The 25,389-nt window shown below is 57.3% G+C and carries 27 protein-coding genes and 1 tRNA gene; 12 read left to right on the top strand and 16 right to left on the bottom strand.

Annotated features, from left to right (window positions below):
• Window positions 1-3 precede the first annotated feature (3 nt).
• The 3 genes from ACR0JX_RS00705 to ACR0JX_RS00695 all read right to left on the bottom strand — a co-directional run bounded on the left by ACR0JX_RS00705 (window position 4) and on the right by ACR0JX_RS00695 (window position 2,257).
• On the bottom strand, window positions 4-396 hold the full coding sequence (locus ACR0JX_RS00705; RefSeq protein ID WP_480540526.1) for a cytidine deaminase: 393 nt from the start codon (window positions 394-396) through the stop codon (window positions 4-6).
• 90 nt (window positions 397-486) lie between these two features.
• Window positions 487-1,590 (bottom strand): cupin domain-containing protein, encoded by a 1,104-nt coding sequence (locus ACR0JX_RS00700; RefSeq protein ID WP_480540524.1) that lies wholly within the window; start codon window positions 1,588-1,590, stop codon window positions 487-489.
• Window positions 1,553-2,257: a hypothetical protein gene (locus tag ACR0JX_RS00695; protein ID WP_480540522.1), complete on the bottom strand. Its 705-nt coding sequence runs from the start codon at window positions 2,255-2,257 to the stop codon at window positions 1,553-1,555. The genes ACR0JX_RS00700 and ACR0JX_RS00695 overlap by 38 nt, the downstream gene beginning before the upstream one ends.
• Window positions 2,258-2,442: 185 nt before the next feature.
• Here ACR0JX_RS00695 and ACR0JX_RS00690 point away from each other — a divergent pair, with 185 nt between their 5' ends.
• The 3 genes from ACR0JX_RS00690 (at window position 2,443) to ACR0JX_RS00680 (ending at window position 8,373) form a co-directional block, all read left to right on the top strand.
• Window positions 2,443-4,716 (top strand): NADP-dependent malic enzyme, encoded by a 2,274-nt coding sequence (locus tag ACR0JX_RS00690; RefSeq protein ID WP_480540520.1) that lies wholly within the window; start codon window positions 2,443-2,445, stop codon window positions 4,714-4,716.
• 251 nt (window positions 4,717-4,967) lie between these two features.
• On the top strand, window positions 4,968-6,857 hold the full coding sequence (gene prpE / locus ACR0JX_RS00685; RefSeq protein ID WP_480540519.1) for a propionate-CoA ligase PrpE: 1,890 nt from the start codon (window positions 4,968-4,970) through the stop codon (window positions 6,855-6,857).
• Window positions 6,858-6,933: 76 nt separating this feature from the next.
• Window positions 6,934-8,373, top strand: a complete 1,440-nt coding sequence (locus ACR0JX_RS00680) for an amidase family protein (RefSeq protein WP_480540517.1) — start codon at window positions 6,934-6,936, stop codon at window positions 8,371-8,373.
• A gap of 257 nt (window positions 8,374-8,630) precedes the next feature.
• On the opposite strand, the gene ACR0JX_RS00675 is transcribed toward ACR0JX_RS00680, so the two are convergent.
• Entirely contained in the window at window positions 8,631-9,392 is a 762-nt protein-coding gene (locus ACR0JX_RS00675; protein WP_480540515.1) for an NAD kinase, read from the bottom strand.
• 168 nt (window positions 9,393-9,560) lie between these two features.
• Here ACR0JX_RS00675 and glyA point away from each other — a divergent pair, with 168 nt between their 5' ends.
• Entirely contained in the window at window positions 9,561-10,856 is a 1,296-nt protein-coding gene (gene glyA / locus ACR0JX_RS00670; protein WP_480540513.1) for a serine hydroxymethyltransferase, read from the top strand.
• A gap of 148 nt (window positions 10,857-11,004) precedes the next feature.
• On the opposite strand, the gene ACR0JX_RS00665 is transcribed toward glyA, so the two are convergent.
• The 4 genes from ACR0JX_RS00665 to ACR0JX_RS00650 all read right to left on the bottom strand — a co-directional run bounded on the left by ACR0JX_RS00665 (window position 11,005) and on the right by ACR0JX_RS00650 (window position 13,125).
• Window positions 11,005-11,289, bottom strand: coding sequence for a hypothetical protein (locus tag ACR0JX_RS00665; protein ID WP_170531961.1), 285 nt, complete (start codon window positions 11,287-11,289; stop codon window positions 11,005-11,007).
• 42 nt (window positions 11,290-11,331) lie between these two features.
• A complete protein-coding gene (locus ACR0JX_RS00660) occupies window positions 11,332-12,015 on the bottom strand; it encodes a PspA/IM30 family protein (RefSeq protein ID WP_480540511.1) in 684 nt (227 codons plus the stop codon).
• A gap of 92 nt (window positions 12,016-12,107) precedes the next feature.
• Complete coding sequence (locus ACR0JX_RS00655) at window positions 12,108-12,698, bottom strand: TetR/AcrR family transcriptional regulator (protein WP_170531957.1); 591 nt, start codon at window positions 12,696-12,698, stop codon at window positions 12,108-12,110.
• A gap of 52 nt (window positions 12,699-12,750) precedes the next feature.
• Window positions 12,751-13,125: a hypothetical protein gene (locus ACR0JX_RS00650; RefSeq protein WP_480540509.1), complete on the bottom strand. Its 375-nt coding sequence runs from the start codon at window positions 13,123-13,125 to the stop codon at window positions 12,751-12,753.
• Window positions 13,126-13,172: 47 nt separating this feature from the next.
• Between ACR0JX_RS00650 and ACR0JX_RS00645 the strand changes: the two genes are divergently transcribed.
• Window positions 13,173-13,973, top strand: a complete 801-nt coding sequence (locus ACR0JX_RS00645; protein WP_480540508.1) for an alpha/beta fold hydrolase — start codon at window positions 13,173-13,175, stop codon at window positions 13,971-13,973.
• Here ACR0JX_RS00645 and ACR0JX_RS00640 read toward each other — a convergent pair whose 3' ends face one another.
• The 4 genes from ACR0JX_RS00640 to ACR0JX_RS00625 all read right to left on the bottom strand — a co-directional run bounded on the left by ACR0JX_RS00640 (window position 13,974) and on the right by ACR0JX_RS00625 (window position 15,429).
• A complete protein-coding gene (locus ACR0JX_RS00640; RefSeq protein ID WP_480540506.1) occupies window positions 13,974-14,162 on the bottom strand; it encodes a hypothetical protein in 189 nt (62 codons plus the stop codon).
• A gap of 78 nt (window positions 14,163-14,240) precedes the next feature.
• On the bottom strand, window positions 14,241-14,618 hold the full coding sequence (locus tag ACR0JX_RS00635) for a rhodanese-like domain-containing protein (protein ID WP_480540504.1): 378 nt from the start codon (window positions 14,616-14,618) through the stop codon (window positions 14,241-14,243).
• Between the two features lie 98 nt (window positions 14,619-14,716).
• A tRNA-Leu gene (locus tag ACR0JX_RS00630) sits at window positions 14,717-14,802 on the bottom strand.
• 105 nt (window positions 14,803-14,907) lie between these two features.
• Window positions 14,908-15,429 carry a DUF2478 domain-containing protein gene (locus tag ACR0JX_RS00625; protein ID WP_480540502.1) on the bottom strand — a complete coding sequence of 174 codons (522 nt, stop codon included), beginning with the start codon at window positions 15,427-15,429 and terminating at the stop codon, window positions 14,908-14,910.
• A 157-nt stretch (window positions 15,430-15,586) separates the two neighbouring features.
• Here ACR0JX_RS00625 and ACR0JX_RS00620 point away from each other — a divergent pair, with 157 nt between their 5' ends.
• Window positions 15,587-16,249 carry a DNA-3-methyladenine glycosylase I gene (locus ACR0JX_RS00620; protein WP_480540500.1) on the top strand — a complete coding sequence of 221 codons (663 nt, stop codon included), beginning with the start codon at window positions 15,587-15,589 and terminating at the stop codon, window positions 16,247-16,249.
• 41 nt (window positions 16,250-16,290) lie between these two features.
• Entirely contained in the window at window positions 16,291-16,977 is a 687-nt protein-coding gene (locus tag ACR0JX_RS00615; protein WP_353011405.1) for a hypothetical protein, read from the top strand.
• A 3-nt stretch (window positions 16,978-16,980) separates the two neighbouring features.
• Here ACR0JX_RS00615 and ACR0JX_RS00610 read toward each other — a convergent pair whose 3' ends face one another.
• Complete coding sequence (locus tag ACR0JX_RS00610; RefSeq protein ID WP_480540498.1) at window positions 16,981-17,382, bottom strand: c-type cytochrome; 402 nt, start codon at window positions 17,380-17,382, stop codon at window positions 16,981-16,983.
• A 92-nt stretch (window positions 17,383-17,474) separates the two neighbouring features.
• Between ACR0JX_RS00610 and ACR0JX_RS00605 the strand changes: the two genes are divergently transcribed.
• Window positions 17,475-17,912, top strand: a complete 438-nt coding sequence (locus ACR0JX_RS00605; protein WP_170531941.1) for a DMT family transporter — start codon at window positions 17,475-17,477, stop codon at window positions 17,910-17,912.
• On the opposite strand, the gene ACR0JX_RS00600 is transcribed toward ACR0JX_RS00605, so the two are convergent.
• A complete protein-coding gene (locus ACR0JX_RS00600) occupies window positions 17,896-18,582 on the bottom strand; it encodes an ABC transporter ATP-binding protein (RefSeq protein WP_480540496.1) in 687 nt (228 codons plus the stop codon). The genes ACR0JX_RS00605 and ACR0JX_RS00600 overlap by 17 nt on opposite strands.
• The gene (locus ACR0JX_RS00595; RefSeq protein ID WP_480540494.1) at window positions 18,575-19,870 is read right to left on the bottom strand and encodes a lipoprotein-releasing ABC transporter permease subunit; all 1,296 of its coding nucleotides are present in this window, start codon (window positions 19,868-19,870) and stop codon (window positions 18,575-18,577) included. Before ACR0JX_RS00595 ends, ACR0JX_RS00600 begins: the two co-directional genes overlap by 8 nt.
• 363 nt (window positions 19,871-20,233) lie before the next feature.
• Between ACR0JX_RS00595 and ACR0JX_RS00590 the strand changes: the two genes are divergently transcribed.
• Window positions 20,234-20,590, top strand: a complete 357-nt coding sequence (locus tag ACR0JX_RS00590; protein ID WP_480540492.1) for a hypothetical protein — start codon at window positions 20,234-20,236, stop codon at window positions 20,588-20,590.
• A gap of 38 nt (window positions 20,591-20,628) precedes the next feature.
• Here ACR0JX_RS00590 and proS read toward each other — a convergent pair whose 3' ends face one another.
• Complete coding sequence (gene proS / locus ACR0JX_RS00585; protein WP_480540490.1) at window positions 20,629-21,969, bottom strand: proline--tRNA ligase; 1,341 nt, start codon at window positions 21,967-21,969, stop codon at window positions 20,629-20,631.
• 168 nt (window positions 21,970-22,137) lie between these two features.
• Between proS and ACR0JX_RS00580 the strand changes: the two genes are divergently transcribed.
• From ACR0JX_RS00580 to ACR0JX_RS00570, 3 genes are all read left to right on the top strand, one after another.
• Window positions 22,138-23,502, top strand: coding sequence for an FAD-dependent oxidoreductase (locus ACR0JX_RS00580; protein ID WP_480540488.1), 1,365 nt, complete (start codon window positions 22,138-22,140; stop codon window positions 23,500-23,502).
• A gap of 94 nt (window positions 23,503-23,596) precedes the next feature.
• The gene (locus ACR0JX_RS00575; RefSeq protein WP_480540486.1) at window positions 23,597-24,673 is read left to right on the top strand and encodes an AI-2E family transporter; all 1,077 of its coding nucleotides are present in this window, start codon (window positions 23,597-23,599) and stop codon (window positions 24,671-24,673) included.
• A complete protein-coding gene (locus tag ACR0JX_RS00570; RefSeq protein WP_480540484.1) occupies window positions 24,674-25,363 on the top strand; it encodes an HdaA/DnaA family protein in 690 nt (229 codons plus the stop codon). It abuts the gene before it with no gap.
• Window positions 25,364-25,389 lie beyond the last annotated feature (26 nt).

Below are 25,389 nucleotides of genomic sequence, written 5' to 3'. Positions count from 1 at the left end.
TGGTCAGACGTCCTGCATATGCGAGGCGTCGAACGCGCCCGGCAGAAGATCGCCGATAGTTGTCTCTAGCTCGACACCATCCGTGGTTGCCAGGGTCACTTTGATATCACGGGCCCCAAACTCGGCCAGCTTTTGGCGGCATCCGCCGCAAGGCGGCACCGGTTGTGGGCTTTGGGCCACCACATAGACCTCGGCCAGTTCGGTTTCGCCAGCAGCCACCATCGCGGCGATTGCGCCGGCCTCAGCACAGGTTCCTTCAGGGTAGGCCACGTTCTCAACATTGCAGCCGACATAGAGCGTGCCCGAGCCCGACAGGACCGCCGCCCCCACCTTGAAGTTCGAGTAAGGCGCATGGGCGTTTTCACGGACTTTCAGGGCAGCATCTTTAAGCGACATGGCGATTCCCCATTTTTGATCATCTGGTCAGAAAATGTACCCTACTGGAAAACGCCAGGGAAGTAGAACCCCCGGGCGCCTGTTTTTTGACTAGTCCAAGGTCGTGTTGAACGTTCCGGGCAGGGTGACCTCAAGCAGTTCGATGTTGTCTGAGGGGGCAGACAATCGGGTCCGCATTCCCGGCGGTATTACGAAAGCATCACCTTGCTCCAGCCGGTAAGGCTCGCGCCCTTCCCCTTCCAATGTGACCTCTCCGTCCATTACGAAGGTAAAGTGGATATCGGTGTCGTGGCTCGCCCAGAGGGGCTGACCCTGCCCACGGCGCACGACCTGCACCCCGGCCACACCTTTGGTGTTCTCGGCAATCGTCGTGTCGCGACAGATATACCCCGGAAGGCGGAAGGGCACCCATTCCGCATCCTGCGCCTTGTTATACACAAAGCGCTGGCCCTGCCACTCCCGGTCCGGTCGCAAGTGTGGCGTCGGCAGCGTCATTTCATGATCAATCTCAGTCACATGCTCGGCCGGAACGCCAATCTCGATCACCTGCACGTTGTCCGAGGCTTCCAGCACGCGGTGACGGATTTCCGGCGGCTGAATAAAGCAATCGCCGGCGTTCAGCCGCATCTTGTCGCCCTGATCCTCATAAACAACATCAACCCAGCCATGAATGCAAAAGATCAACTGAAACCCAACCTTGTGGAAATGCACCATATCCGGCACCGGACCACCGTCGGGAATGCGGATGTGACTGGCGATGATCGACCCCCCTAGGCGATCCGGCACCAAATCACGGTAGTGCATCCCCGCCCGACCAATGATCCACGGGGCCTGATCCTTAAGTCTTCGAACCACAAAGGAATGCACGGTTTCAGGCATCACAAGTGGCGGATCAAGCTCTTCGATTTCAATGCGTGTGCCGTTTGGCGCGACCAGCGCGCGCTTGCCTTCGGCAAAGCCATCGGGGTCGTCCGTCAGAATACGCAGCGTACCCGCTGGTTCCGGCGCATCCTTTTCAATCCGCAGCCGCAGCCCATGCCCAGAAAACACACCAACCCGAGGATCATCGGCGGGGTAGATCATATCCATCTTCATCCCCAAAACTTTGGTGTAGAACGGGATATCCTCTCGCAACTCCTGCGTAGGCAGGCGGATTTCAGCGCGGATCGGCGATGGGGTTGCGGTTTGGCTCATCTTTGGTCTCTTCGGTCAGCAGTTTCGGCCATCCGATCAGAACCGAAGCCAAAAGGCCAATCGAAAAGAACATCTCGAGCGTTTCTTCCAACACGAACAGGCGTGTGGCCATGGCAAGCGACAGGCTCGCACCATAGAACCCAGCCATTTCTTCGAGAAGCTGTGCAACAACGGCGGCTGTACCCGCCAGAACGAAGACAAGCAGGAATGGTGCCCGAAGCTTCAGTGCCCGCCAACCGCAAGGTATCCCGTGCGTCACAATCCCGCCGAGCACCAGAACCGCGAGCAAAATCCGAACCAACGTGACATCCAAGATGATATCCAAACCATCCAGGGTCACGAACGGCACGCTGCCTGTGGTATAGATACTTGCCTCCAGTTCGCGCTCAGCCAGCAACAAACAGACAAGCCCGATATAAAGGCGCCGAACACCGGGAAAGCGATAGAAGGCCGCGATACCTGCAACAAACAGGCCCGCAGCAGAGACGGTCTCGATCACACCACCTTCTTGATTGAATGCTGACGCCTCAATCGGCCATATCGTAATGGCGGCAAGTAGCGCTACACAGCATAGGCCGACTGCGGCAAGCAGAACCTTGGTTGGTAGAACGCCAACCGAAGCTACCGGGACATAGTCCCCGGTCGGTGTCTCGGATTTGAAAGTCATGCCCGTTTGTTCTGCTCGTTCGGTAGACTTGGGTGTGTGAGTGAAGGGTAATGTAAAAAATTTACGACAGCTTTCAACCGCGCGATGCAGAATATCGAATTGTGCGCCCCAGTAGGCACAGCATAGCCAAGTCAAAAAGAATAGTTTAACACTAAACCAAATCCTAGAACGGAGCCGTATCGCTGATGTCCGACTCAAGCAGCCAAAGACAAGCCGCACTCGACTATCATGCCTATCCTAAACCCGGAAAGCTTGAGATCAGGGCAACGAAACCCATGGCCAATGGACGCGATCTGGCGCGCGCCTATTCTCCGGGGGTGGCAGAGGCCAGCCTTGAGATCAAAGCCGATGCATCCAATGCCGAGCGCTATACCGCGCGCGGCAATCTGGTTGCCGTTGTGTCAAATGGCACGGCCGTTCTGGGGCTTGGCAATATCGGCGCATTGGCCTCCAAACCGGTGATGGAGGGCAAAGCGGTTCTGTTTAAGAAATTCGCCGGCATCGACTGTTTCGATATCGAACTGGACCAACCCGACCCGGAAAAGCTGGCCGATATTGTCTGCGCACTGGAACCCACCTTTGGGGCCATCAACCTGGAAGACATCAAAGCCCCGGATTGTTTTGTTGTCGAAAAACTGTGCCGCGAGCGCATGAATATCCCCGTGTTTCACGACGACCAGCACGGAACAGCCATTGTTGTTGGCGCAGCGGCCAAAAACGCGCTGCATGTGGCGGGCAAATCTTTTGAGGATATCAAGATCGTCTCGACAGGTGGCGGGGCGGCCGGGATCGCCTGCCTCAGCATGCTGGTCAAACTCGGTGTTAAGCGGGAAAATATTTGGCTCTGCGACATTCACGGTCTGGTCTATGAGGGCCGCGAAGAGGATATGAATCCGCACAAGGACCAGTTCGCACAAAAGACCGAACTGCGCACGCTGGATGACGTGATCGACGGTGCCGACCTGTTCCTTGGCCTCAGCGGTCCCAATGTTTTGAAGCCCGAGATGGTCAACAGAATGGCCAAACAACCGATCATCTTTGCTCTGGCCAACCCGACGCCTGAAATCCTGCCGCAAGCGGCGCGCGAGGTGGCCCCCGACGCAATCATCGCAACGGGTCGCAGTGATTTTCCCAATCAGGTCAACAATGTCCTGTGTTTCCCATTCATCTTCCGGGGTGCGCTGGACGTCGGTGCGACCGAAATCAATGATGAGATGCAGATCGCCTGTGTGGACGGGATCGCCGAAATGGCCCGCGCCACCACAAGCGCCGAGGCCGCAGCAGCCTATAAGGGCGAGCAGCTGACATTTGGTCCCGACTACCTGATCCCTAAACCCTTTGACCCGCGCTTGGTGGGCGTTGTGTCGTCCGCCGTTGCCAAAGCTGCGATGGACAGCGGGGTGGCAAAGCGCCCGATCGAGGATCTGGATGCCTATAAGGAAAAGCTGAACCAGACCGTCTTCAAATCCGCCTTGCTGATGCGACCCGTGTTTGAAGCCGCCGCTGCCGCCTCACGTCGGATCGTGTTTGCGGAAGGCGAGGACGAGCGTGTCCTTCGTGCCGCTCAGGCCATTCTGGAAGAAACCACTGAGACCCCGATCCTGATTGGTCGCCCCGAAGTGATCGAGGCGCGCTGTGAGCGGCTGGGCCTCACGATCCGGCCCGGCAAAGACTGCCAGATCGTAAACCCTGAAAATGACCCGCGGTACTACGACTATTGGAATTCCTACCATAAAATCATGCAGCGCCAGGGTGTAACGCCCGATCTGGCAAAGGCCATCATGCGCACCAACACCACCGCCATCGGTGCGATCATGGTGCACAGGGGCGAAGCTGACAGCATGATTTGCGGCACGTTTGGTGAATACCGCTGGCACCTGAACTACGTCGAGCAGGTTTTGAACACAGCTGCTCTACACCCTCACGGTGCGTTGTCCCTGATGATCCTTGAAGATGGTCCTCTATTCATAGCGGATACTCATGTGCGACAGTTGCCCTCGCCCGAGGAGCTGGCCGAAGCCACCATTGGGGCAGCCCGGCATGTGCGCCGCTTTGGTATTGAACCCAAGATCGCCTTTTGCTCACAATCGCAGTTCGGCAATCAGACGGAAGGGTCCGGCAAGCGCCTGCGCGTAGCCATCGAGATACTGGACCAGAAGCCAAGGGATTTCATCTATGAGGGTGAAATGAACCTAGATACCGCGCTGGACCCGGATTTACGGTCGCGCATTTTCCCTGACTCGCGTCTGGAAGGCGTTGCCAACGTGCTGATTTTTGCCCATGCGGATGCCGCAAGTGGAGTTCGGAATGTCCTAAAAATGAAGGCAAATGGCATCGAGGTCGGGCCAATACTTATGGGCATGGGTAACAAAGCACATATCGTTACCCCGGCGATCACTGCGCGCGGATTGCTGAACATGGCCGCCATCGCCGGTACTCCGGTCGCACAATATGGGTGAATTGGGCGCAAACTGGGCCGGCACAGCTAAAGAACGAGTCGGCCCTTTGCAGCTGCTAGTTAGCAAATTTGCAATTCTGAACTTTCCTAAACCTGAGCCATAATTTTTTAGAGAGTTTGCAAAAATTTGCAGCTAATTCTGAACGTTCCTGCAAAGATTTTGCGATAAACTGACGCGCCGTCACTTGCGCAGCTTGTCTGAAATGAAGACGGTCCCTAACAACAAGCGCACTGCTTTGGGAGAACGATGAATTGGCATATCAGGACGTTTACGACAGCTGGAAGAACAACCCCGAGGCGTTCTGGATGGACGCTGCAAAAGGGATCGAATGGGTCCAACCTCCAACCAAAGCGCTGTTTGACGACAACGCCCCTCTTTACGAATGGTTCAGCGATGCGCAGGTGAACACTTGCTGGAACGCTGTTGACCGCCATGTTGAAAATGGACGCGGCGAACAGGCTGCGATTATCTATGACAGCCCGATCACACATACCAAGCGCGAAATCTCGTATGTCGAACTTCGCAACCGTGTTGCCACATTGGCCGGAGCTCTGCGCGCCAAAGGCGTCGAGAAAGGTGACCGGGTCATCATCTACATGCCCATGATCCCAGAGGCGCTGGAGGCGATGCTGGCCTGCGCGCGGCTCGGCGCTGTTCACTCGGTTGTCTTCGGCGGATTTGCCAGCAACGAACTGGCGGTGCGGATCGATGACGCGAAACCCAAGGCGATTGTTGCCGCATCTTGCGGGTTGGAACCGGGCCGCGTTGTACACTACAAACCGCTGTTGGATGGGGCCATAGATCTGGCCGACCACAAGCCTGAATTCTGTGTGATTCTTCAGCGTGAGCAAGAGGTTGCGCAACTGATCGAAGGGCGCGATTTCAACTGGCACGGCTTCCAATATGGCGTTGAACCCGCTGAATGCGTGCCTGTGGCAGGCAATGATCCGGCCTATATCCTTTACACTTCGGGTACCACAGGCGCACCGAAAGGCGTTGTACGCCCAACAGCCGGGCATCTGGTGGCGCTCAACTGGTCGATGAAGAACATCTATAATGTCGATCCTGGCGATGTGTTCTGGGCGGCCTCTGATGTGGGCTGGGTCGTTGGGCATTCCTATATCTGCTACGCCCCGCTGATCCACGGGAACACTACGATTGTGTTCGAGGGTAAGCCCGTCGGCACACCAGATGCGGGCACCTTCTGGCGCGTGATCTCGGAACACAACGTGCGCAGCTTCTTTACTGCGCCGACTGCGATCCGCGCTGTCAAACGCGAAGACCCAAAGGGTGAGCTGCTTTCGACATACGATCTGTCCTGCCTGCGCGCCCTCTATTTGGCGGGTGAGCGCGCTGATCCCGATACAATCATTTGGGCGCAGGACGCGCTTAAGGTACCAGTGATCGATCATTGGTGGCAGACGGAAACAGGCTGGACCATTGCAGGCAACCCGCTGGGGATCGAGGAACTGCCCATCAAGCTGGGCTCTCCGGCCAAGCCGATGCCCGGTTATGATGTCCAAATCCTTGACGAAGGCGGCCACCCGATGAAACCGGGTGAGTTGGGGGCGATTGCGGTAAAGCTGCCCCTGCCCCCTGGTACGCTGCCGACGCTGTGGAACGCCGAGGCGCGGTTCAAGAAATCCTATCTTGAGCATTTCCCCGGCTACTATGAAACCGGCGACGCAGGCATGATCGACGAGGATGGGTACCTTTACATCATGGCGCGCACCGATGATGTGATCAACGTGGCCGGTCATCGCCTGTCGACAGGCGGCATGGAGGAAGTTCTTGCCGCCCATCCCGACGTCGCAGAATGCGCGGTGATCGGTGTTTCGGATCAGTTGAAAGGCCAGATGCCGGTGGGTTTCCTGTGCTTAAATGCAGGCGCAACGCGTGATCACGGCGATGTGGTTCAGGAAGTCGTCAAGATGGTCCGCGACAAGATCGGGCCGGTCGCGGCTTTCAAGCTGGCGGTTGTGGTGGATCGTTTGCCCAAGACACGCTCGGGCAAGATTCTGCGTGGTACCATGGTGTCGATTGCCGATGGGCAGGACTACAAGATGCCTGCAACCATCGACGATCCGGCGATTCTGGACGAGATCAAGACGGCGCTACAAACCATCGGTTACGCTCAATAGGATCGGGGCGGCCTGCACCGCCCCCCTTGCAACCCGATACAGGCTCCTTACTGTCACGATCAGACAGTGAGGGCTCATGACACATACCGATATCTGGCGTCTTAGCGCCACCGAGTTGACACAGCTGACCCGCAGCGGCGACTTGAGTGCCGAGTCCGCAACTCAAGCCGCGATTGATCGGATGCGCGCGGTCAATCCAAGCCTCAATGCGGTGGTCGAGGACCTGAGCGTCGAAGCGCTTAGCCGTGCCCGAGATCTGGATCGGGTCCGCGCAAAGGGCGAAGATACCGGTCCGCTGTTCGGCGTACCGGTCACGATCAAAGTGAATGTCGATCAGAAAGGGCACGCCACAACCAACGGCGTCGTTGCCTTGAAAGACCTGATCGCGCCAGATGACGCGCCGGTTGTTTCTAACCTACAAAAGGCCGGGGCCATTGTGATCGGTCGCACGAACACGCCTGAATTCTCTTTTCGCGCCGACACCGACAACCCGCTGTACGGCCGCACGCATAACCCTTGGGGTCGCCATATCTCCGCCGGGGGGTCCTCGGGTGGTGCGGGCGCTGCGGTGATGGCAGGCATCGGGGCGCTGGCCCATGGCAACGATATCGGCGGCAGCCTGCGGTTTCCGGCCGCTGCGAACGGGGCTGTAACGGTGAAACCCGGCCTTGGCCGTGTGCCGGCCTGGAACCCCAGCCAAAAAGCTGAGCGCGGGTTGCTGGCGCAATCCATGTCCGTGCAGGGACTGCTCAGCCGGTCTGCGGCGGATCTACATCTGTCGATGCCAAGTCTGATTGCCGCGGACCCTCGGGACCCCTTCCATGTGCCGCTGCCCTGGCGCGGCGAAGCCTTGGAAGGTCCAATCAAAGTCGCGTTTACCAAAAACACCTTTGGCTATGCCCTGCATGCAGAGGTCGAAAAGGCGCTGGATACGGCCAAAGATGCTTTGCTGGATGCAGGCTACCGGGTGGTTGAGATCGATCCGCCCGATGTGTTTGAGTGCGGACGCATCGGGTATCGCGCCTTGATGGGTGAGGTGCTGACTCTGATGAAATCGGAGGTTGAAGCGGCGGGATCGCAGACCATCCGGGACATCTTTAATGTCTATTTTCAGGAATTCCCGCCCATCGTCGAAACCGAGTTACTGAAGATGTTGGCCAAACGCAGCCACTATGCGCGCGAATGGTCCGTGTTCTTGCAGGAATATCCTTTGGTCCTGTCACCCTTCCTGCCGCAACCATTTTTCAAGCCTGATCGTGACACCGAAGGGGCCGAAGGTGTGCATGAGGTTCTAGGCTGCGCCGTGTATTCCTATTCGATGAACTTTTTGGGCCTGCCCGCCGCCGGTGTTCCAGCCCGGCTGGCAGATCTGCCCAGTGGGCCACAGCCGATCAATGTGCAAATCGCGGCGCGTCGTTGGCGCGAAGATCTGGCCGTAGATGCCGCCGCAGCGATTGAGGCGCGGGTTGGGCAGATGTGTTTGCCACTTTGGGACAAGATGGCAGGCGGCACTTAAGCCTTTGAAAAGAAATAGACCCCGGGGTATTTTGCCCGGGGCCCAGCTGCTTAAATGTGCCCGGATATCTGATGACGAGCGTAGCACCACCCACCCTCGCCAGCGCGAAATTTGCGCAATCATTCGAAAACGCCGTTTGGTGGCCACTCACTCCCACCATAGCGTGATCTCCGAGCTCGTTTAGATTAGCCAACCGTTAAGAAATCCCGTGTGAACTGCTTCACACAAAGTCAAAAAAATCTCAAAAAATTCGCGATTTATGTGAATTGCTCCGAGATCAGGCGCTCTTCAAGACCATGGCCGGGATCAAACAGAATACGATGTCTGATGGCGGGCTCGGAACTGATCTCGACCCAATCGATATCAGGAAACGAGACGGAATCCGCATCTGCCATCACAGGGCGTTTATCCGCATCCAGCACGTCAAAGCGCACCTTCGCAATCTTGGGCAACAGCGCCCCGCGCCAGCGGCGGGGGCGAAAGGCAGCGATGGGCGTCAGAGCCAGAACGTCCGCCCCGATCGGCAGGATCGGCCCATGGGCCGAGTAGTTATAGGCCGTTGAACCGGCAGGCGTGGATAAAAGCGCCCCATCGCACATCAGCTCTGCCATGCGTTCACGCCCATCGACGCTGATCTTCAATCGCGCGGCCTGAGGCCCTGCCCGCAGCAATGAAACCTCGTTGATCGCCAGCGCCTGATGCAGTTTTCCCGATTGGTCCATCGCGCGCATGGCCAACGGATTGATGACCTCTTCCTGCGCATCGGCAAGACGGACCAGCAGATCGTCTTCGTGATAGGTATTCATCAAGAAGCCGATGGTGCCGCGGTTCATCCCGTAAACGGGTGTATCGAGATGCTGCAGGTTCTTCACCGTCCGCAACATAAAACCATCCCCGCCCAGAGCGACGACAACATCTGCATCGCGCGGAGCAACGTTTCCATAAGTCTTAATCAGGCGGTCACGGGCGTCCTGCGCCATCTGGGCATCGCTGGCAAGAAAAGCGATTCTCTTTTTCATAACGTCCGGTTTCCAGTGCTGCACATTTGGTTCCGAAACAAACATACCTTTCCTCAATACGCCAGACTTGACGCCACAGCGGGCCAAATCGTCGCTTTACCGCTTTTGCATCAGAATGGTTTCCTATAGGAAATCCGCAACTATTCACCACAGTTCTATGGAGCGCAAATGAACGCCAACATTCGTGATACGGGTTTTTTCACCCAGTCCTTGTCTGACCGTGACCCTGAGCTGTTCGGCTCGATCACATCCGAGTTGGGCCGTCAGCGCGACGAGATCGAGCTGATCGCATCCGAAAACATCGTCTCTGCCGCCGTGATGGAGGCGCAGGGTTCGGTGATGACCAACAAATACGCCGAAGGCTATCCTGGCCGTCGCTACTATGGTGGCTGCCAGTTCGTCGATATCGCCGAAAACCTTGCCATCGATCGCGCGAAAGAGCTGTTTGGTTGCGGCTTTGCCAACGTGCAGCCGAACTCGGGCTCTCAGGCCAACCAAGGCGTGTTTCAGGCCCTGATCCAGCCCGGCGACACCATTCTGGGCATGAGCCTCGACGCAGGCGGCCACCTGACCCACGGCGCGCGGCCGAACCAGTCGGGCAAGTGGTTCAACGCCGTGCAATACGGCGTGCGCCAGCAGGACAACATGCTGGACTATGATCAGGTCGAGGCGCTGGCCAAGGAGCATAACCCCAAGCTGATCATCGCAGGCGGTTCGGCCATCCCGCGTCAGATCGACTTTGCCCGTATGCGCGAGATCGCCGATATGGTCGGTGCCTACCTGCACGTGGACATGGCGCATTTTGCCGGTCTGGTGGCCGCAGGCGAACATCCCAGCCCGTTCCCGCACGCCCATGTGGCGACCACGACAACCCACAAGACCCTGCGTGGGCCGCGTGGGGGTATGATCCTGACCAATGATGAAGATATCGCTAAGAAAGTGAATTCGGCGATCTTCCCCGGCATTCAGGGTGGCCCACTGATGCATGTCATCGCGGGCAAGGCTGTTGCGTTCGGAGAGGCTCTGCGCCCCGAGTTCAAAAGCTACATCCAGCAGGTCATCACCAACGCGCAGGCGCTGTCGGATCAGCTGATCAAGGGTGGCCTCGACACGGTGACCCACGGCACCGACACCCATGTGGTGCTGGTCGACCTGCGCCCCAAAGGCGTCAAAGGCAACGCGACCGAAAAGGCCCTGGGTCGGGCGCATATCACCTGCAACAAGAACGGCGTGCCATTTGATCCCGAAAAACCGACCATCACCAGCGGTATCCGTCTGGGCTCACCCGCCGGCACCACGCGCGGCTTTGGCGAGGTCGAATTCCGCCAGATCGCAGACTGGATCATCGAGGTTGTCGATGGTTTGGCCGCCAATGGAGAAGACGACAACGCAGCTGTCGAGGCCAAAGTCAAAGCCGAGGTCGCAGATCTCTGCGCCAAATTCCCGATCTATCCAAACCTGTAGTCAGGTTCTGATCTAAGAAAACGGCGCCCGATGATCTGGGCGCCGCTTTTTGTCGGACACGGGGCTCTCCCGCCCATTGTGTTCGCATCGTATGCGATGAAAGTATTGGGCTAGGCGCCGTGTCCTGTTGTGTCCGGCGCGTATAGTGTCAGATATCCGAGTCGGTATCCTTGAGCGCATCTTCCAGCAGCTTGTCATTCCGCGCCTCTTCGATGCGATTAATCCGATCCTCGGCCGTGCGAGCATCAAAGCGGTATTTGACCACATTAATCAGGCTAAGCGTCAGGAGAACGATCCCCATGCCCCAATACCCTTTTGTGGCAAGCGGCACATCGGTGGACAGATACAGCGAGATCGCAAGCAAAGCATAAGCCACCACAACGCCTGCACCGTTCAGCATCAGGATCAAACCGTTTTCGTTACGTGTATTCATTGTAAGTCTCCGTGAGAAATTCTTGTTCAGTTGAGATTGGGTTTAGCTGTCTTGCTGCATGCGAAGCCGGTTCAGCACTTCAACGGCGGTGGCGCGGGTTTTCGGACCATAGCCGGCCTCTTCCATCCGCACAGATATGGTGCTGTGATCCAGGCTCGCATCGATATCTCTTAGAATTTCGGATTGCTCAAACGGATCTTCTTGCTGCATTACACGCTCAATCAGGCTTTCGGCTTCGTCAATTGGGCTATCCCCGCCCAGATGCCGGTTCAATCGCCTCTGCAGCCCCTGCTCTCGCTTAACTGCGCGGGCTGATATTGCACCTTGTTTCAAATCCAAAATCCGACGGCTGGCTGCCTGTACGGAATGGCGCAGCTGAAGAATGCGAGCTTCCAACCGGTCCACGGTTTTCGACCGCGCTGTTAGCTCATTTTCCAGATCAGCCACCGCTTGGGCGGCACTTTCCGCCAGATCCTCGCGGTCATCTGCCAATGCCTGACGCGCCCTGTTCATAAGGTCGTCAATCCGCGCCTGTAGCCCGTCGATCTGCCGCGTCTCCTTGCGCTGCTTCTGAATCATACTGGCCAGAGTAAGCTTGGCGGCTTTCAGGTTCTGCTCGGCCTCGCGGATTTTCTGGTCGATCAATTCGATTGAATAGGTTTCGCGCAGGCGGTCTTCGGCCCGGGCGTTTGCCCCATTAATCAATGTCTTCAACGTACTGAACATGTGCTCCTCCGATATATGAACATCGTTCAAAAATCGGATATAACAATTGTATGAACAGCGTTCAAGTATTTTTGTGAACGACGTTCAGGAAACTATTTGTTTCCAATTCGAGAAAGAACCTGCGTGATCATCCGTTCGATCTGATCAGGCGGGACGCCCGAGATGCGATTTTCCAGCCCCAGGGTCACAATGCCATGCACCGATGAAAATAGGGCGCGTGTCATCAGATCGGCCTCAACCCTGTCCAGATCAGGAAAAAGCTGGCCAACAGGTTCGGCGATATAGGCAAAAAGCCCGCGAAGCGCATCCCGATACCAGTCGGGAACCGGGCCATCATCCGCCATTTGTAGATCGAACAACGCACGCCACAGATTCGTGTTCTGATCGGCAAAGTTCAGATACGCGACGCTCATGACAACAAGGCGCTGCACGGGCGGTTCGCTGCCGTCAAATGACGATCCGACCTCCTGCCCCAACCGTCTAAATGTGCGCCCGTTGACGGCCATGATAATGGCGTTCAAATCCTCGAACACATTGTAGATGGCACCCAACGCGCAGCCTGCATCCTTGGACAAATCCCGCGCCCTGAGGTCCTTGAGCCCATCCCGGTCAATGCGAAACTCGGCCGCTTCGATCAGTTTCTCGCGCAATTGTTCGCGCCTGAGCTGAGATTTTGTGGTCATGCCGCCCTCGGGGATTGAACCTCGTTCACAGCGCATAAGACAGAAGAGTGGATCAGATCAAGCCACGCCATATCAGGAACGCTAGAACCAGTGCCCCAAAAGCCAGCATATTGAAGGCTAGTCCGCCCAGCATACCCAGAAACCAGCCCCATCGCCGGTCGGTCAGATTGATGGCGCTAAGATGGGTCTGAACCTCATCAGCGGCTTTGGTCAGCGTGGGCGTGTCCAGAACCAGACGCAGCTTTGGATGGGCCGCCATTTGTTCGGCCCGGGCCAGAACCATCGCCTGTTTGAACACCCGACGCGGGAGACGCCGTTTGGCCCGACGAATCGACGCCTGGAGCGTTTTGTCACGTACGCCCAGTTTGGCCCGCAGCAACGCAACGGTTTCAGCAATTCGATCCTGAATTTTGGCGTCTTGTGACATCGCGTTCTCCTGACGCGCGACACTAGCCCCTGTGAAGGCGCGCCACAATGGGGCTGGTTGTTTCAAATCGTCGCCTGTATCACGCGGATATGCTGAACACGATTGTACATGGCGATCCGACCGCCCTGCCGCCCCTTGTCATCGCTCATGGCCTTTATGGGTCAGCCCGGAATTGGGGCGTGATCGCACGCCGGTTGTCGGACGAACGGCAAGTGATCGCCGTGGACATGCGCAACCATGCTCATAGTTTTTGGGATCCACTCCATCACTATCCGGCTTTGGCTGGCGATATCGCGCAGGTCATCGAGCAGCTCGGCGGACCCGTGGATGTTCTGGGGCATTCTATGGGGGGTAAGGCCGCGATGGCCCTGGCCCTGCAACATGGGGATCTGGTGCGCAAACTCGTGGTGGCTGATATCGCACCGGTCGCATACGGGCACAGCCAGATTCAGTTCATCGAAGCCATGCGCGCCGTTGACATGTCGCAAGTCCACCGTAGGTCGGATGCCGAACAGCAACTGGCGAAGTTGGGGGTTGAGCGCGCGTTGCAGAGCTTTTTCACGCAGTCACTGGATGTTACGGGAAAACGCTGGTTGCTGAATTTGGACGTGTTGGCCGATCAGATGCCAAACATCATGGGATTTCCCGAATTGGACGGCGCCTGGGACGGGTCCGCCCTATTTCTGTCTGGCGCTGCATCCGACTATGTCTTGCCTGAACACCGCGACCACATTCGCGGCCTGTTTCCCGGTGCTCGCTTTGCGAAAATCCCAGGTGCAGGCCACTGGCTGCACGCTGAAAAACCACGAGAATTCGAGGCTGCGGTCAGAACATTCCTGAACGCCTGATTAACCTGCCTTCTGGTACAAGCGTCGGGCGACCAGCAAAGCCGCCGGAAGCGCGACAAGCGCACCCGCAGCCGCGGCTGACAGAATCGCCATGACGGAGACCATGCCCAACGACAAAATAGCAATCACCGCAGACCCTGCGAGAGCGGTGGCAATCATGGAATAAAGCAGCGCAGCAAGACGAAACATGACATGTGATCCATTTGGTTGAACGTCATGCCAAGTTAGATCAACGCGCAAACTTTGGCGTTGATCTGGATCAGGTTGTCAGCCGTCCACGACCTCTCCGCCGCCATTGACCCAATCGCTCAGCCCACCCAGATTGAACACCTGTTCATACCCCATATCGAGCAGCAGTTTTCCTGCCAATGCTGCACGACCACCGGACGCACAGTAGATCACAATTGCGCGGTCCTTGCGCATCTGCGGATCAAGGGATTGCAGCGCTTCATCGGCGCGGAATTCCAGCATACCGCGTGGAATATGATGTGCCCCGGCTGCGCGGCCTGTTTTCTGTACCTCTTCCGCGCCGCGAATATCCAGCAGCAGCGCTCCCTGCTCGATCAATGCTTGGGCCTGCGCCGCATCCACACGCGGCACGACGGCATTGGCTGCCTCCATCATCTCTTTCACAGTGACTGACATATTCACCCCTTTGCCTGACTTTTCAGGGCAAAGCTAACATGCGAACTTTGGAAGGTGTAGCCATCTGCAACCGGCTTTCCGGATTGCAAAACGTATCTTGGTACCCGCGGCCGGACTCGAACCGGCACGGCCTTCCGGCCCAGAGATTTTAAGTCTCTTGTGTCTACCATTCCACCACGCGGGCAAGATGCGTCAGGCCCGGTCGGGGCCCGGAGCCACCATTACGGCGACAAGACCATGAAGACAACGTGTTTTGCTGCCCAACCAACAGGATTAGCATGTGCTGCCGCTAAGCCGCATCCGCCCTCGCGGCCACGACGCGGTCAAACCAGGCCGAAATAGCCGTCAAATCGGGCGTGAGTTGTTCAGCTTCACCGCCTGTGAATTCCAGAAACTTCTCGCGATTCAATCCGTTTACGCCGACCAGAACAGGAATGTCCTGTGCCAGAGCCTCGGCAATCACCGGGCGGAAACCACGGCCATCGGCCTCATGTTTGCCAAACTTGTTGATAATCAACAGCTGCGGTGCGTCTGCCAACGACGCAGTAACATAGCCGACCGCCTGCTCAAGCGCCGCCGGGTCCAGCCGGCAGCCGCGCGATTGCGTACCCAAAGACTGCGAGATGCGGATCGTGTCGCCTGCGGGAAGAACGCGAACATCCATATCGCACCGGCTGCTATCGGTGCATTCGGTGTTGGTTTGCACAACGCCTGCCAGTTTCGCACCCGAGGCCAACAAGTGTTCCGCAACCGCGCTGAGCAACCGGTCGGTTGCGCCGCGATCTGTGGTGGTGACATAGGCCAGAAACATAGTGGGACCCTCGCAAATCTGGTAGAACGCTTCAAATAGCACGCTCTGTGGGCTCCGACCACTCCTTCCAAAGTAGAAGCCACGCATCTATCGCGCTTGGCAACTGACCGAGCGATCTGGCATCAACGCACAAGCAGGCGCTGCGGAGGTTAAAGCAATGCGTTCATTTGATGAGATATTTGAGATATCGGCAGGTCGCCATGGCGGGGCTGCGGCGTTGAATGCCAAACTCAGCAAGCCCAAAACGCCGCAAGAACTTGCGGCAATGCCCGAGGATCGCTGGCTCTCGATCCTGACCAAATGCATCTTTCAGGCCGGGTTCAACTGGAAGGTCATCGAGGCGAAATGGGACGGATTCGAAACCGCTTTTGACGGGTTCGATGTGGGTCGCTGCGCCTTTATGGACGATGAGAAATTCGACGCGCTGCTGCAGGACACTCGGATCGTGCGCAACGGAACCAAGATCGCCACTGTCCGGGACAACGCGGCATTCTTGCTCGAACTGCGCGACCAGGGCGGCGCAGGTGAGGTTCTGGGTGGATGGCCCTCGACCGACTATATCGGCCTTCTGGCCATGTTGGGCCAACGCGGATCCCGGTTGGGCGGCGCGTCCGCCCAATATGCAATGCGGTTTGCAGGCCGCGACAGCTTTATCCTGTCACAGGACGTGACAGCACGGTTGATCGCCGAAAGTGTGGTGGAAAAAGCCCCCACATCCAAGAAAGCCATGGCCGCCGTGCAACAGGCCTTTAACACCTGGATGGATCAATCGGGCCGGTCCCTAACAGAAATCAGCCGCGTTCTTGCGATGAGCCTTTGAAAACGGCTTGCGCAACCGAAGCGGCAGGCTAGGCTTTGCCCATGAGTGTGCGTGTATTGATTTTAGTGTTTCTGGCTCTTGCGACCTGCGGACGCCCGCTGACACAGCAAGAGCGCGATTTTGCTGACGAGATACAAGGCGACACACTCAATCTGGATCGCGTGCGCTTGGTTGAAGGTGCGCCCGTTTTGCCAATCACATATGTCCGAGAAGCACGCCCACGTTTGGCTTGTCGCGAACGTATCCTTCCACCGATCGAACCCGGACCGGTAACGGGGAAACCTGCGGCAATTGCTTTATTCGACAAGGTTTATTTCGCGCGTGACTGGTACCTCGAAGACTACATGTCAGACTATCCCGAGCAGATGAATCTGATCGCGGCCATGCTGCTGGCGCATGAACTGACCCATGTCTGGCAGTGGCAGAACCGCAAGACCACCGGCTATCACCCGCTGCGCGCGGCGGCAGAGCATGGCGGGCGCGAGGACCCGTATTTGTTTGATCTGGATACCTCGCCTGACTTTCTATCTTACGGCTATGAACAGCAGGGCGCGATTGTCGAGGAATATGTCTGTTGTCGGTCGTTGGACCCACAGGCTCAGCGCACCAAGCGCCTACACAAGATGCTGGGTACGCATTTCGACCTGTCCCCCCTGCCCCAGGAAGGCCGAGAGCGTGACATCGCGATCCCGTGGAGCGATGCCAAGATCGAAGGAATTTGCAGTTAGGTCTCAGTTGCCTTGCAGGGTTTTGAGATAGGCCACCAGATCAACAATAGGCTGACTGGTCAGAATAGGTTGCCCCTCTTCCGTTTTCATGGATGTGTCTTGCCCTTCAAAATATGGGCCGTACACCGGCATCGGGCTTCCATGGCTCACCAAAGGGTCACGCCCATCGATCCGGGCAACAACCCGCGCTGTTGGGAAACGCCCGTCTTTTGTCAGTTCCGTCAAATCGGTCGGCTGAATAATAAGAACGCCCGCCATTGGGCCTTGCCCCATGGCGTCAATTCCGTGGCAGGTCGCACAATAGTGCTGATACAGCTCAGCACCCGTTTGCACATCTTGTGCCGCCGCGCATTGTACCGACATGACAAGCGCGGCAGATACAGTTCCCAGCTTTGACCACTTCATCGAATCCTCCTATCCGCAATGGCATTTACAGGCTTGTCCGATGCGCCGCTTGGCGCAATGATCCAGATCAACGAAGCAAGAGGGTAAGGTTCATGACGCAATATGCAGCCATCATGCTGGCCGCTGGAATCGGAGTTCCTATCCTCGCAGCGCTTAATGCAGCCTTAGGCAAACTAATCGATTCACCCACGACTGCCGCAGTGATCCTGTTCGCCATCGCCTTTGGATCATCGGCCCTTGTGATGGTTGTGTTTCCGGGGTTCGAGGCAATCACAAAGGTTGCACAGGCCCCCAAACACCTGCTGCTCGCGGGCGTTCTGATCGCGTTCTACGTCTTGACGATCACACATGTCGCCCCGCATTTCGGTGTTGGAAATGCAGTGTTCTTCGTGCTTCTGGGTCAATTGGTCAGCACCGCAGCGATTGACCATTTTGGGTTGTTTGGGGCCCAGGTTACGCCGCTGACGTGGATACGTGCGGGCGGGATCGCGGTGATGGCTCTGGGCGTTGCGATCACTCAACTGGCTTGAGAATACCGCCTTCCAGCCGCACCATCCGATCCATCCGCGCCGCAAGGTCCATGTTGTGGGTTGCAATCAGAGCCGAGAGGCCCTCATCCCGGACAAGCGTCATCAACGCATCAAACACCTGATCAGATGTTTCCGGATCAAGGTTCCCGGTTGGCTCATCAGCCAGCAATACTTTGGGTAAGTTCGCCAGCGCCCGGCAAAACGCCACACGCTGTTGTTCGCCACCCGACAAAGCCGCCGGGCGATGGCTGGCTCGGGCGGCCACGCCGACACGGTCCAGTAATGACATCGCTCGGTCTTTCGCTGCTTTCTCAGCGATCCCATTGGCCAGTTGCGGCAGGGTAATGTTTTCCAAGGCGGTAAATTCCGGCAGCAAATGGTGGAATTGGTAGACAAATCCGATGTCCTGCCGACGCAAAGCCGTGCGCGTGCGATCGCCTTTCCCACTGACATCCTGCCCGCCAATTTCGACCTGACCGTCATCCGGCATGTCCAAAAGACCCGCGATATGCAGCAAAGTGGATTTGCCTGCCCCCGAGGGTGCGACCATCGCCACCGCCTCGCCTGCGTTCAATTCCAAATCAACGCCCCGCAGAACCTGCACTTCGCCCGGAGTACCTTTCAGATAGGTCTTGGTCAGGCCCTTCAATCGCAATGTCGCATCACTCATAACGCAGCGCCTCAACCGGGTTCAGCCGCGCCGCGCGGCGGGCGGGGAAATATGTGACAACGAAAGACAAGCCCAGTGAAAGGGCCACGGCCTTGAGTACATCGCTTAGGTGCAGCTCGGCTGGTAGGGCATAGATTCCACGAATGGACGGGTCCCAGACCCCACCACCCATCACATAGTTCACAAAGGAAAAGATGGGATCAATGTAGATGGCGAACAGGCAGCCCAAGATCACGCCCATCGCGGTTCCGATGATGCCTGTGAACGCACCGCAGATGAAAAACACCCGCAGGACCGATCCTTCGCTCAGGCCAATTGTACGCAGAATACCAATGTCGCGCCCCTTGTTCTTCACCAACATGATAAGGCCCGAGACAATGTTCATCGCAGCAATCAGCACGAGGATCGACAGGATGATGAACATCACATTGTCCTCAACCTCGAGTGCACGCAGAAACCCACCCGAGGCATCCTGCCATGTCCAGATCTGGCTACGCTCACCTGAGGCTTCGAGGATTGAGATCAGGATCGGGTTCATCGCTTCGGGTTGCGTGACCATCACCTCGATTTCATCCGCCACGCCCTCGCGGTTGAAAAAGCTCTGGGCCTGCGAAAACGGCATGTAAACGCGCGTGCGGTCGATGTCATATCGTCCCGCGGAAAACACATAGACCACACGATAGGCATTCACACGCGGCGAGGTTCCAAAGGCGGTTCTGACACCGTTGGGTGAGGTCAGCTTAACCGTATCCCCCACAGTGGCCCCAATGGTACGCGCCACGCCAGAGCCGATGGCGATCACATCCTCACCCGTCTGAAACAGAGACAAATCCCCTGCCGATTGTTCGGCCTGTGCGATGCCCGGCAGGTCCTTCAGGTCGTCGGGCCGGATGCCAAACACCTCAACCCCGCTGCTGCGGTCGCGATTTGTGATCAGAACCTGACCTTTGACCAAAGGTGCCGCCCTTTCCACACCCGGAACCTGCGCGATCCGCGCCGCGCGTTCTTCGTAATCCTCCATCGTGCGTATCACGCGCCCCTGTGCATCAATCTCACCCGAGGAATAGACAGTGACATGTGCATTCGCCCCAAGGATCGTGCCGACGAATTCGGCCCGGAACCCAGAACGCACCGCGAGTGTCGCGATCAAGGCGAACACGGCCAGAGTGATCCCGATCAGTGAGATCCAAGTCATAACGCTGACGCCCCCCTCGGCCCGGCGGGCCCGCAGGTATCGCCAGGCGATCTTCCATTCAAAAGGGGCAAAAGGCGGGGGTGTCTTGGCCATGCCTGCTCCGGTCTTGTTGTTTGGCGGCGACCCTCTCGGCATTTGCCACAATGGTCAAGCGCCTTGTGAACGCTTCACCGACCGCGTGCAAAGCGATCGTCTCAAATGAGCGAATCAACACCGGCATCTGCTTTGGGCGCTCAGATAAAAAGTGTTGTTGGATTCAACAACTACCCTGTCGGTTGTGACGCCCTTCACAGACATCGCCATATTGTTTCAGCTATGAAGTCAATACGGGCATTGCGTGAGTGACTGAACTCAAAATGCCACATATATTAAGCAATATTATTTCGCTTTTTGCTTATTTTTAGAAACTTTGTCACCCTGATTTGGGGGAACACATTTCAGAGCGGGGGTCGCTCAATGAATATTCAAAATACACCAGAAGGGGCGGACCGTACTTTGGTTCGTGCAACAGCAACAGAACTGGATTGTGAAACAGCCGCATTACTGCGGGCTGCGATCCGTCCCATTTTTGCAAAAGCTGTCAGTTGGAACAGTTTGGCAGACCGGTTGAGGGATAAGGGCTATCGCCTTGCCTTCCTCAAGGGTCGCCTTTGCATAACTGACCGCGCAACCGGTCAGCGTATTTGCGGGATACGGTTCCTCGGCTTTGAGCTGAAGGAACTGGTCAACCGGCTGGGTCGCCCGATCGTCGTCGCACGTGGCAATCAGGCCGACGGAGAGCTGTTGGTCGCCCGCCCAGTATCGGCGCAGTAAGAACGCCGCGCTGACCTTGCCTGCGTGTATCGTCCGGGTCAGGCGATACCCTGATAGATTTCCGCGACCTTGGTCACGGCTGCTTCGGGGCTTAATTCTTCGCTTTCGCCTGTGCGACGACAGGTCAATTCAACCACGCCGTTTTTCAGACCACGCGGTCCGACCGTGATGCGCCACGGCAGGCCGATCAGGTCCATAGTGGCGAACTTGCCCCCTGCCCGCTCGTTACGGTCATCATAGAGCGGCTCAAGCCCCAAAGCGGTCAGAGCACCATAGAGCTTCTCGCATGCCGCATCCGCTTCGTCGTCACCCTGCTTCAGGTTTACGATACCGCAATGGAACGGGGTCACGCCCTCGGGCCAGATAATGCCTTTATCGTCATGGCTGGCTTCGATGATTGCACCAATTAGACGGCTGACACCGATACCGTGGCTGCCCATATGAACCGGAACCGGCTTGCCATCCGGGCCTTGAACGGTCGCGTCCATGGCTTCCGAGTACTTTGTACCGAAATAGAAGATCTGCCCTACTTCGATCCCGCGCGCCACGCGGCGGCGCTCTTCAGGGATCTCATTGAACAGCGCCTCATCATGGGTTTCGTCCGTGCGCGCGTATTTCGACGTGAACTCCTCCAAAATCGCCTGACATTGCGCACGGTCATCATAGTCTATGTCTCGGTCGCCGAAGGTCAGGTCAGTGACGGCGCTGTCATAAAAGACCTCGGATTCGCCTGTGTCAGCCAGGACCAGAAACTCATGTGTATCGTCGCCACCAATGGGGCCGGAATCGGCGCGCATTGGGATGGCTTGCAAGCCCATCCGCTCATAGGTGCGCAGATAGCTGACCAGATGCCGGTTGTAAGCGTGCAGCGCGTCTTCTTTGGTCAGGTCGAAGTTATAGCCGTCCTTCATATAGAACTCGCGCCCTCGCATCACGCCAAAGCGTGGGCGAATTTCGTCGCGGAACTTCCACTGGATTTGATACAAAGTCAGCGGCAGGTCCTTGTAGCTGCTGACATGGCCGCGGAAGATGTCTGTCACCAACTCTTCAGCCGTCGGGGTATAGAGCATATCGCGGCCATGGCGGTCCTGCATGCGCAGCATTTCCTGACCGTAATCGTCATACCGCCCGGATTCGCGCCACAGGTCCGCCGATTGCAGGATGGGCATCTGAATGGCGATATGCCCTGCCCGCGCCTGCTCCTCATGCACAATATTTTCCAGCTTGCGCAACACTTTGAAGCCCAACGGCAACCACGAATAAATCCCGGCGGCGGCCTGTTTGATCATTCCGGCGCGCAGCATCAGCCGGTGACTGACGACCTGAGCCTCAGCAGGGTTTTCCTTGAGAACGGGCAGAAAGTAACGGCTGAGGCGCATGACGTAACCTTTTGGGTGATATTTCAACAAAAAGGTGATTATGCCAAAGCCCCGCCGGGGGCAATCATCCATTGGTGAAATTAGAACTTAGCCTCAGTTTGTTTTCTGATTGACCGGCCAATTAAGTTTTTCCAAATGTAACGGAATCGTAAACACCAAGAGGCGCCGATGCAGACGATTCAGGAACCCGCCCGTCAGATTCCAGTGGTTCACCAAACCGATGTGCTGGTCGTGGGCTCCGGCCCTGCCGGGCTGGCTGCGGCGCTGGCGGCAGCACGCGCAGGGGCCGAAGTATCGCTGGTTGACCGGTTCGGCTGCATGGGCGGCAACATCACCGCCGTAGGGGTCGAAGGGTTTGCCTGGTACCGCCACGAACAAACGGTCGAGGCTGGCGGTATCGGCATGGAATTCGAAACCCGCGCCAAAGAGATGGGCGCGGCAGTGCCTGAAAGCCAGTCCCTCAGCTATGAGCTGGACAGCGAAGGGTTCAAACTGGTGGCTGATAAGCTGGTCGAAGAGGCGGGCGTGCATCCAATGCTGCACCGTCAGTTCGTCGCCCCGATCATGGATGGCGACCGGATCACCGGGATTATCACTGAATCGAAAGCCGGACGCGAAGCGATCCTGGCCAACGTGGTGATTGATGCCACGGGCGACGCGGATGTTGCTCATCGCGCGGGTGCGCCGACGCACAAGACCCCGCGCGAAGATATGATGGCGGCCTCGGTCATGTTCCATCTGGCGGGCGTCGACAAACGCGCCTTTATGGAGGGCGTGAAGGCCGATCCGCAGACCTACAAGGATTGGGGCGGCGGTGGCGAATGGAATATCGAGACCAGCGGGAAAGAGGACGACATGTTCTCGCCCTTCGTGCACAAACCCTTTCAGCAGGCCATCGATCAGGGGCTGATTCCGCCGCACCTGAATACCATTGCGGGCACCTGGGGCGCAATGCATGACACGGGTGAGCTAACCTATATGAACCTGATCCATCTGGCCGAGGTCGACGGCACCGACCCAGACAGCCTGACGCGGGGCGAGATCGAGGGCCGCCGTCAGTCGATGCTGGCCATCGAAGCGCTACGCCGCTTCATGCCGGGGTGTGAAAATGCAAGGTTGCGAAACTTTGGGATGACCATTGGCATTCGGGACACCCGCAAGATCGACGCGGTCTACAACATGACCGAAGATGATGCGCGCCACCAAGGCAGATTCGAAGATTCCATCGGTATCTACCCCGAATTCATCGACGGCTACGGTATTCTGATCCTGCCCACGACGGGACGGTACATGCAAATCCCCTATCGCTCGATGCTGCCCAAAGGGTTCAAGGGCCTGCTGGTCGCCGGTCGATCTCATGGGGCCGACAGGGTCGCTCACGCAGCCACCCGCAATATGGCATGCTGCGCCGTTATGGGCCAAGGGGCCGGAATAGCCGCCGCACATGCGCTCAAAAGCAATCGAGAGCTGGATGCGCTGGACTTGTCACCGGTTCATAAAGAACTTGATAGACAAGGAGTTCGGGTCTTCTGACCAGCTCCTCAGCCAGCTCTGACCCATGAAGTCCTTGCATCGATCAGCCCCTTAGGCCAAGAACGTCCTCGTTGGCCAGAACACGAGGACAATCATGGCTTTGCCGGTTAAGGATCAACTCAGATACTGGGGCGTCGCCGCAGCGGTTTTTGTATTGGTCCTTTGGGCATTGGGCGATGTACTTCTGCCTTTTGTGATCGGCGGCGCGATTGCCTATTTCCTTGATCCAATCGCCGACCGGCTAGAGAAACTGGGCCTGTCGCGGGTGGCAGCCACAGGCATCATCACAGTCGTTGGTGTACTTGGGTTCATCCTGGCGATCTTGATGGTTGTTCCTGCTCTTATTACGCAGCTGCTTGATTTGATCGATATTCTGCCAAGCCTCTTCAAAGAGCTGCGCGGCTTTGTTGAGAAACAGTTCCCGTCCCTGCTCGACCAGGAATCCAGTACTCATCAGATGTTGGTCTCATTCGGGGAGACCCTGAAGTACAAGACGGGTGATGTGCTGGAAACGGTGCTGTCCTCTCTTGGATCGGCCATCAACATCGTGGTCCTGTTGGTCATTGTCCCGGTGGTTGCCGTTTACCTGCTACTGGACTGGGACCGTATGATCGCCCGGATCGGAGAACTGCTGCCCCGCGACCATGCCCCGACGATCAAGCGCCTGGCGGGCGAGATTGACGCTGTACTGGCCTCTTTCGTGCGCGGAATGGGTACGGTCTGCCTGATCCTGGGCACCTATTACGCGGTCGCTTTAATGATTGCTGGTTTGCAGTTTGGTCTGGTCGTAGGCTTCATCGCCGGGCTGGTGACCTTTATTCCTTATCTGGGCGCACTGATCGGTGGCACACTGGCCATCGGGCTGGCCCTGTTCCAGTTCTGGGGCGATTGGGCGCATATCGGCCTGATCGCGGGCATCTTTGCCCTAGGTCAGGTAACCGAAGGCAACTTTCTCACCCCGAAACTGGTTGGCAGTTCGGTTGGGTTGCACCCGGTCTGGCTGCTGTTGGCGCTGTCTGTATTTGGTGCGCTCTTTGGCTTTGTCGGGATGTTGATTGCCGTCCCAGTCGCCGCCGCCCTTGGTGTAGTGGCCCGGTTTGGCACATCGCTCTACCTCGACAGCAGGCTATATACCGGCCTCGAAGGGCAACAGGGTCGGGAAGACGACTAAATGGCCCGACAACTGAGCTTTGATCTGCCGGCCAAAACCGCGCTGGAGCGTGATGATTTCTTTGTCTCTCCGGCCAATGCACTAGCCGTGGCTATGATATCCGCAACCTCATGGCCCGGAAACAAACTGGTGCTTAGCGGCCCAGCTGGGTCTGGCAAAACCCATCTTGCGCATGTCTGGGCAGCCGAAACTGGGGGACGCATCGTTCAGGCAACCGAGCTGGATTATGACGCAGTGCCGGAACTGGCCCGTTCGTCCATCGCGGTTGAGGATGTTCCAGCCATCGTCGATGATATCGAACAGCAAAAGGTGCTGTTTCATCTGCACAATCTGGTTCTGGCCGAGGGGCATGCCCTGCTGATGACCGGACGGCTTGCGCCCAAGCTTTGGCAGCTCCCACTCGCCGACCTGCAAAGCCGGGTTGAGGGCGCGCATCACGTTGCCCTTGATCCACCCGATGACGCGTTGCTGGGGGCTGTTCTGGCCAAACTCTTCCTTGACCGTCAGCTTAACCCCGGCCCCGAGGTTATTGCCTATCTGGTGAAACATATGGATCGCCGCTTTGAGACAGCCGCAGACGTTGTCCAACAATTGGATCAACTGGCCCTTGCTGAAAAACGCGAGATCACGCGGGCCTTGGCCGTGCGGATTATAAACGAAAAAGCGGATCAGATGAATGCAAGTGATTGACCCACTATCGGTGATTTCGCATTCTA

This window comes from Ruegeria sp. AH7, assembly GCF_056541325.1.
Note: the sequence above shows the minus strand (reverse complement) of the source record. Positions and strands in the feature narration are given on the sequence as shown.

Excerpts from the sequence above, each read along its gene's own strand:
- ACR0JX_RS00705 (WP_480540526.1), bottom strand. The coding sequence starts at position 396 with ATGTCGCTTAAAGATGCTGCCCTGAAAGTCCGTGAAAACGCCCATGCG.
- ACR0JX_RS00700 (WP_480540524.1), bottom strand. The coding sequence starts at position 1,590 with ATGAGCCAAACCGCAACCCCATCGCCGATCCGCGCTGAAATCCGCCTG.
- ACR0JX_RS00695 (WP_480540522.1), bottom strand. The coding sequence starts at position 2,257 with ATGACTTTCAAATCCGAGACACCGACCGGGGACTATGTCCCGGTAGCT.
- ACR0JX_RS00690 (WP_480540520.1), top strand. The coding sequence starts at position 2,443 with ATGTCCGACTCAAGCAGCCAAAGACAAGCCGCACTCGACTATCATGCC.
- ACR0JX_RS00680 (WP_480540517.1), top strand. The coding sequence starts at position 6,934 with ATGACACATACCGATATCTGGCGTCTTAGCGCCACCGAGTTGACACAG.
- ACR0JX_RS00675 (WP_480540515.1), bottom strand. The coding sequence starts at position 9,392 with ATGAAAAAGAGAATCGCTTTTCTTGCCAGCGATGCCCAGATGGCGCAG.
- glyA (WP_480540513.1), top strand. The coding sequence starts at position 9,561 with ATGAACGCCAACATTCGTGATACGGGTTTTTTCACCCAGTCCTTGTCT.
- ACR0JX_RS00665 (WP_170531961.1), bottom strand. The coding sequence starts at position 11,289 with ATGAATACACGTAACGAAAACGGTTTGATCCTGATGCTGAACGGTGCA.
- ACR0JX_RS00660 (WP_480540511.1), bottom strand. The coding sequence starts at position 12,015 with ATGTTCAGTACGTTGAAGACATTGATTAATGGGGCAAACGCCCGGGCC.
- ACR0JX_RS00655 (WP_170531957.1), bottom strand. The coding sequence starts at position 12,698 with ATGACCACAAAATCTCAGCTCAGGCGCGAACAATTGCGCGAGAAACTG.
- ACR0JX_RS00650 (WP_480540509.1), bottom strand. The coding sequence starts at position 13,125 with ATGTCACAAGACGCCAAAATTCAGGATCGAATTGCTGAAACCGTTGCG.
- ACR0JX_RS00645 (WP_480540508.1), top strand. The coding sequence starts at position 13,173 with ATGGGGCTGGTTGTTTCAAATCGTCGCCTGTATCACGCGGATATGCTG.
- ACR0JX_RS00640 (WP_480540506.1), bottom strand. The coding sequence starts at position 14,162 with ATGTTTCGTCTTGCTGCGCTGCTTTATTCCATGATTGCCACCGCTCTC.
- ACR0JX_RS00635 (WP_480540504.1), bottom strand. The coding sequence starts at position 14,618 with ATGTCAGTCACTGTGAAAGAGATGATGGAGGCAGCCAATGCCGTCGTG.
- ACR0JX_RS00625 (WP_480540502.1), bottom strand. The coding sequence starts at position 15,429 with ATGTTTCTGGCCTATGTCACCACCACAGATCGCGGCGCAACCGACCGG.
- ACR0JX_RS00620 (WP_480540500.1), top strand. The coding sequence starts at position 15,587 with ATGCGTTCATTTGATGAGATATTTGAGATATCGGCAGGTCGCCATGGC.
- ACR0JX_RS00615 (WP_353011405.1), top strand. The coding sequence starts at position 16,291 with ATGAGTGTGCGTGTATTGATTTTAGTGTTTCTGGCTCTTGCGACCTGC.
- ACR0JX_RS00610 (WP_480540498.1), bottom strand. The coding sequence starts at position 17,382 with ATGAAGTGGTCAAAGCTGGGAACTGTATCTGCCGCGCTTGTCATGTCG.
- ACR0JX_RS00605 (WP_170531941.1), top strand. The coding sequence starts at position 17,475 with ATGACGCAATATGCAGCCATCATGCTGGCCGCTGGAATCGGAGTTCCT.
- ACR0JX_RS00600 (WP_480540496.1), bottom strand. The coding sequence starts at position 18,582 with ATGAGTGATGCGACATTGCGATTGAAGGGCCTGACCAAGACCTATCTG.
- ACR0JX_RS00595 (WP_480540494.1), bottom strand. The coding sequence starts at position 19,870 with ATGGCCAAGACACCCCCGCCTTTTGCCCCTTTTGAATGGAAGATCGCC.
- ACR0JX_RS00590 (WP_480540492.1), top strand. The coding sequence starts at position 20,234 with ATGAATATTCAAAATACACCAGAAGGGGCGGACCGTACTTTGGTTCGT.
- proS (WP_480540490.1), bottom strand. The coding sequence starts at position 21,969 with ATGCGCCTCAGCCGTTACTTTCTGCCCGTTCTCAAGGAAAACCCTGCT.
- ACR0JX_RS00580 (WP_480540488.1), top strand. The coding sequence starts at position 22,138 with ATGCAGACGATTCAGGAACCCGCCCGTCAGATTCCAGTGGTTCACCAA.
- ACR0JX_RS00575 (WP_480540486.1), top strand. The coding sequence starts at position 23,597 with ATGGCTTTGCCGGTTAAGGATCAACTCAGATACTGGGGCGTCGCCGCA.
- ACR0JX_RS00570 (WP_480540484.1), top strand. The coding sequence starts at position 24,674 with ATGGCCCGACAACTGAGCTTTGATCTGCCGGCCAAAACCGCGCTGGAG.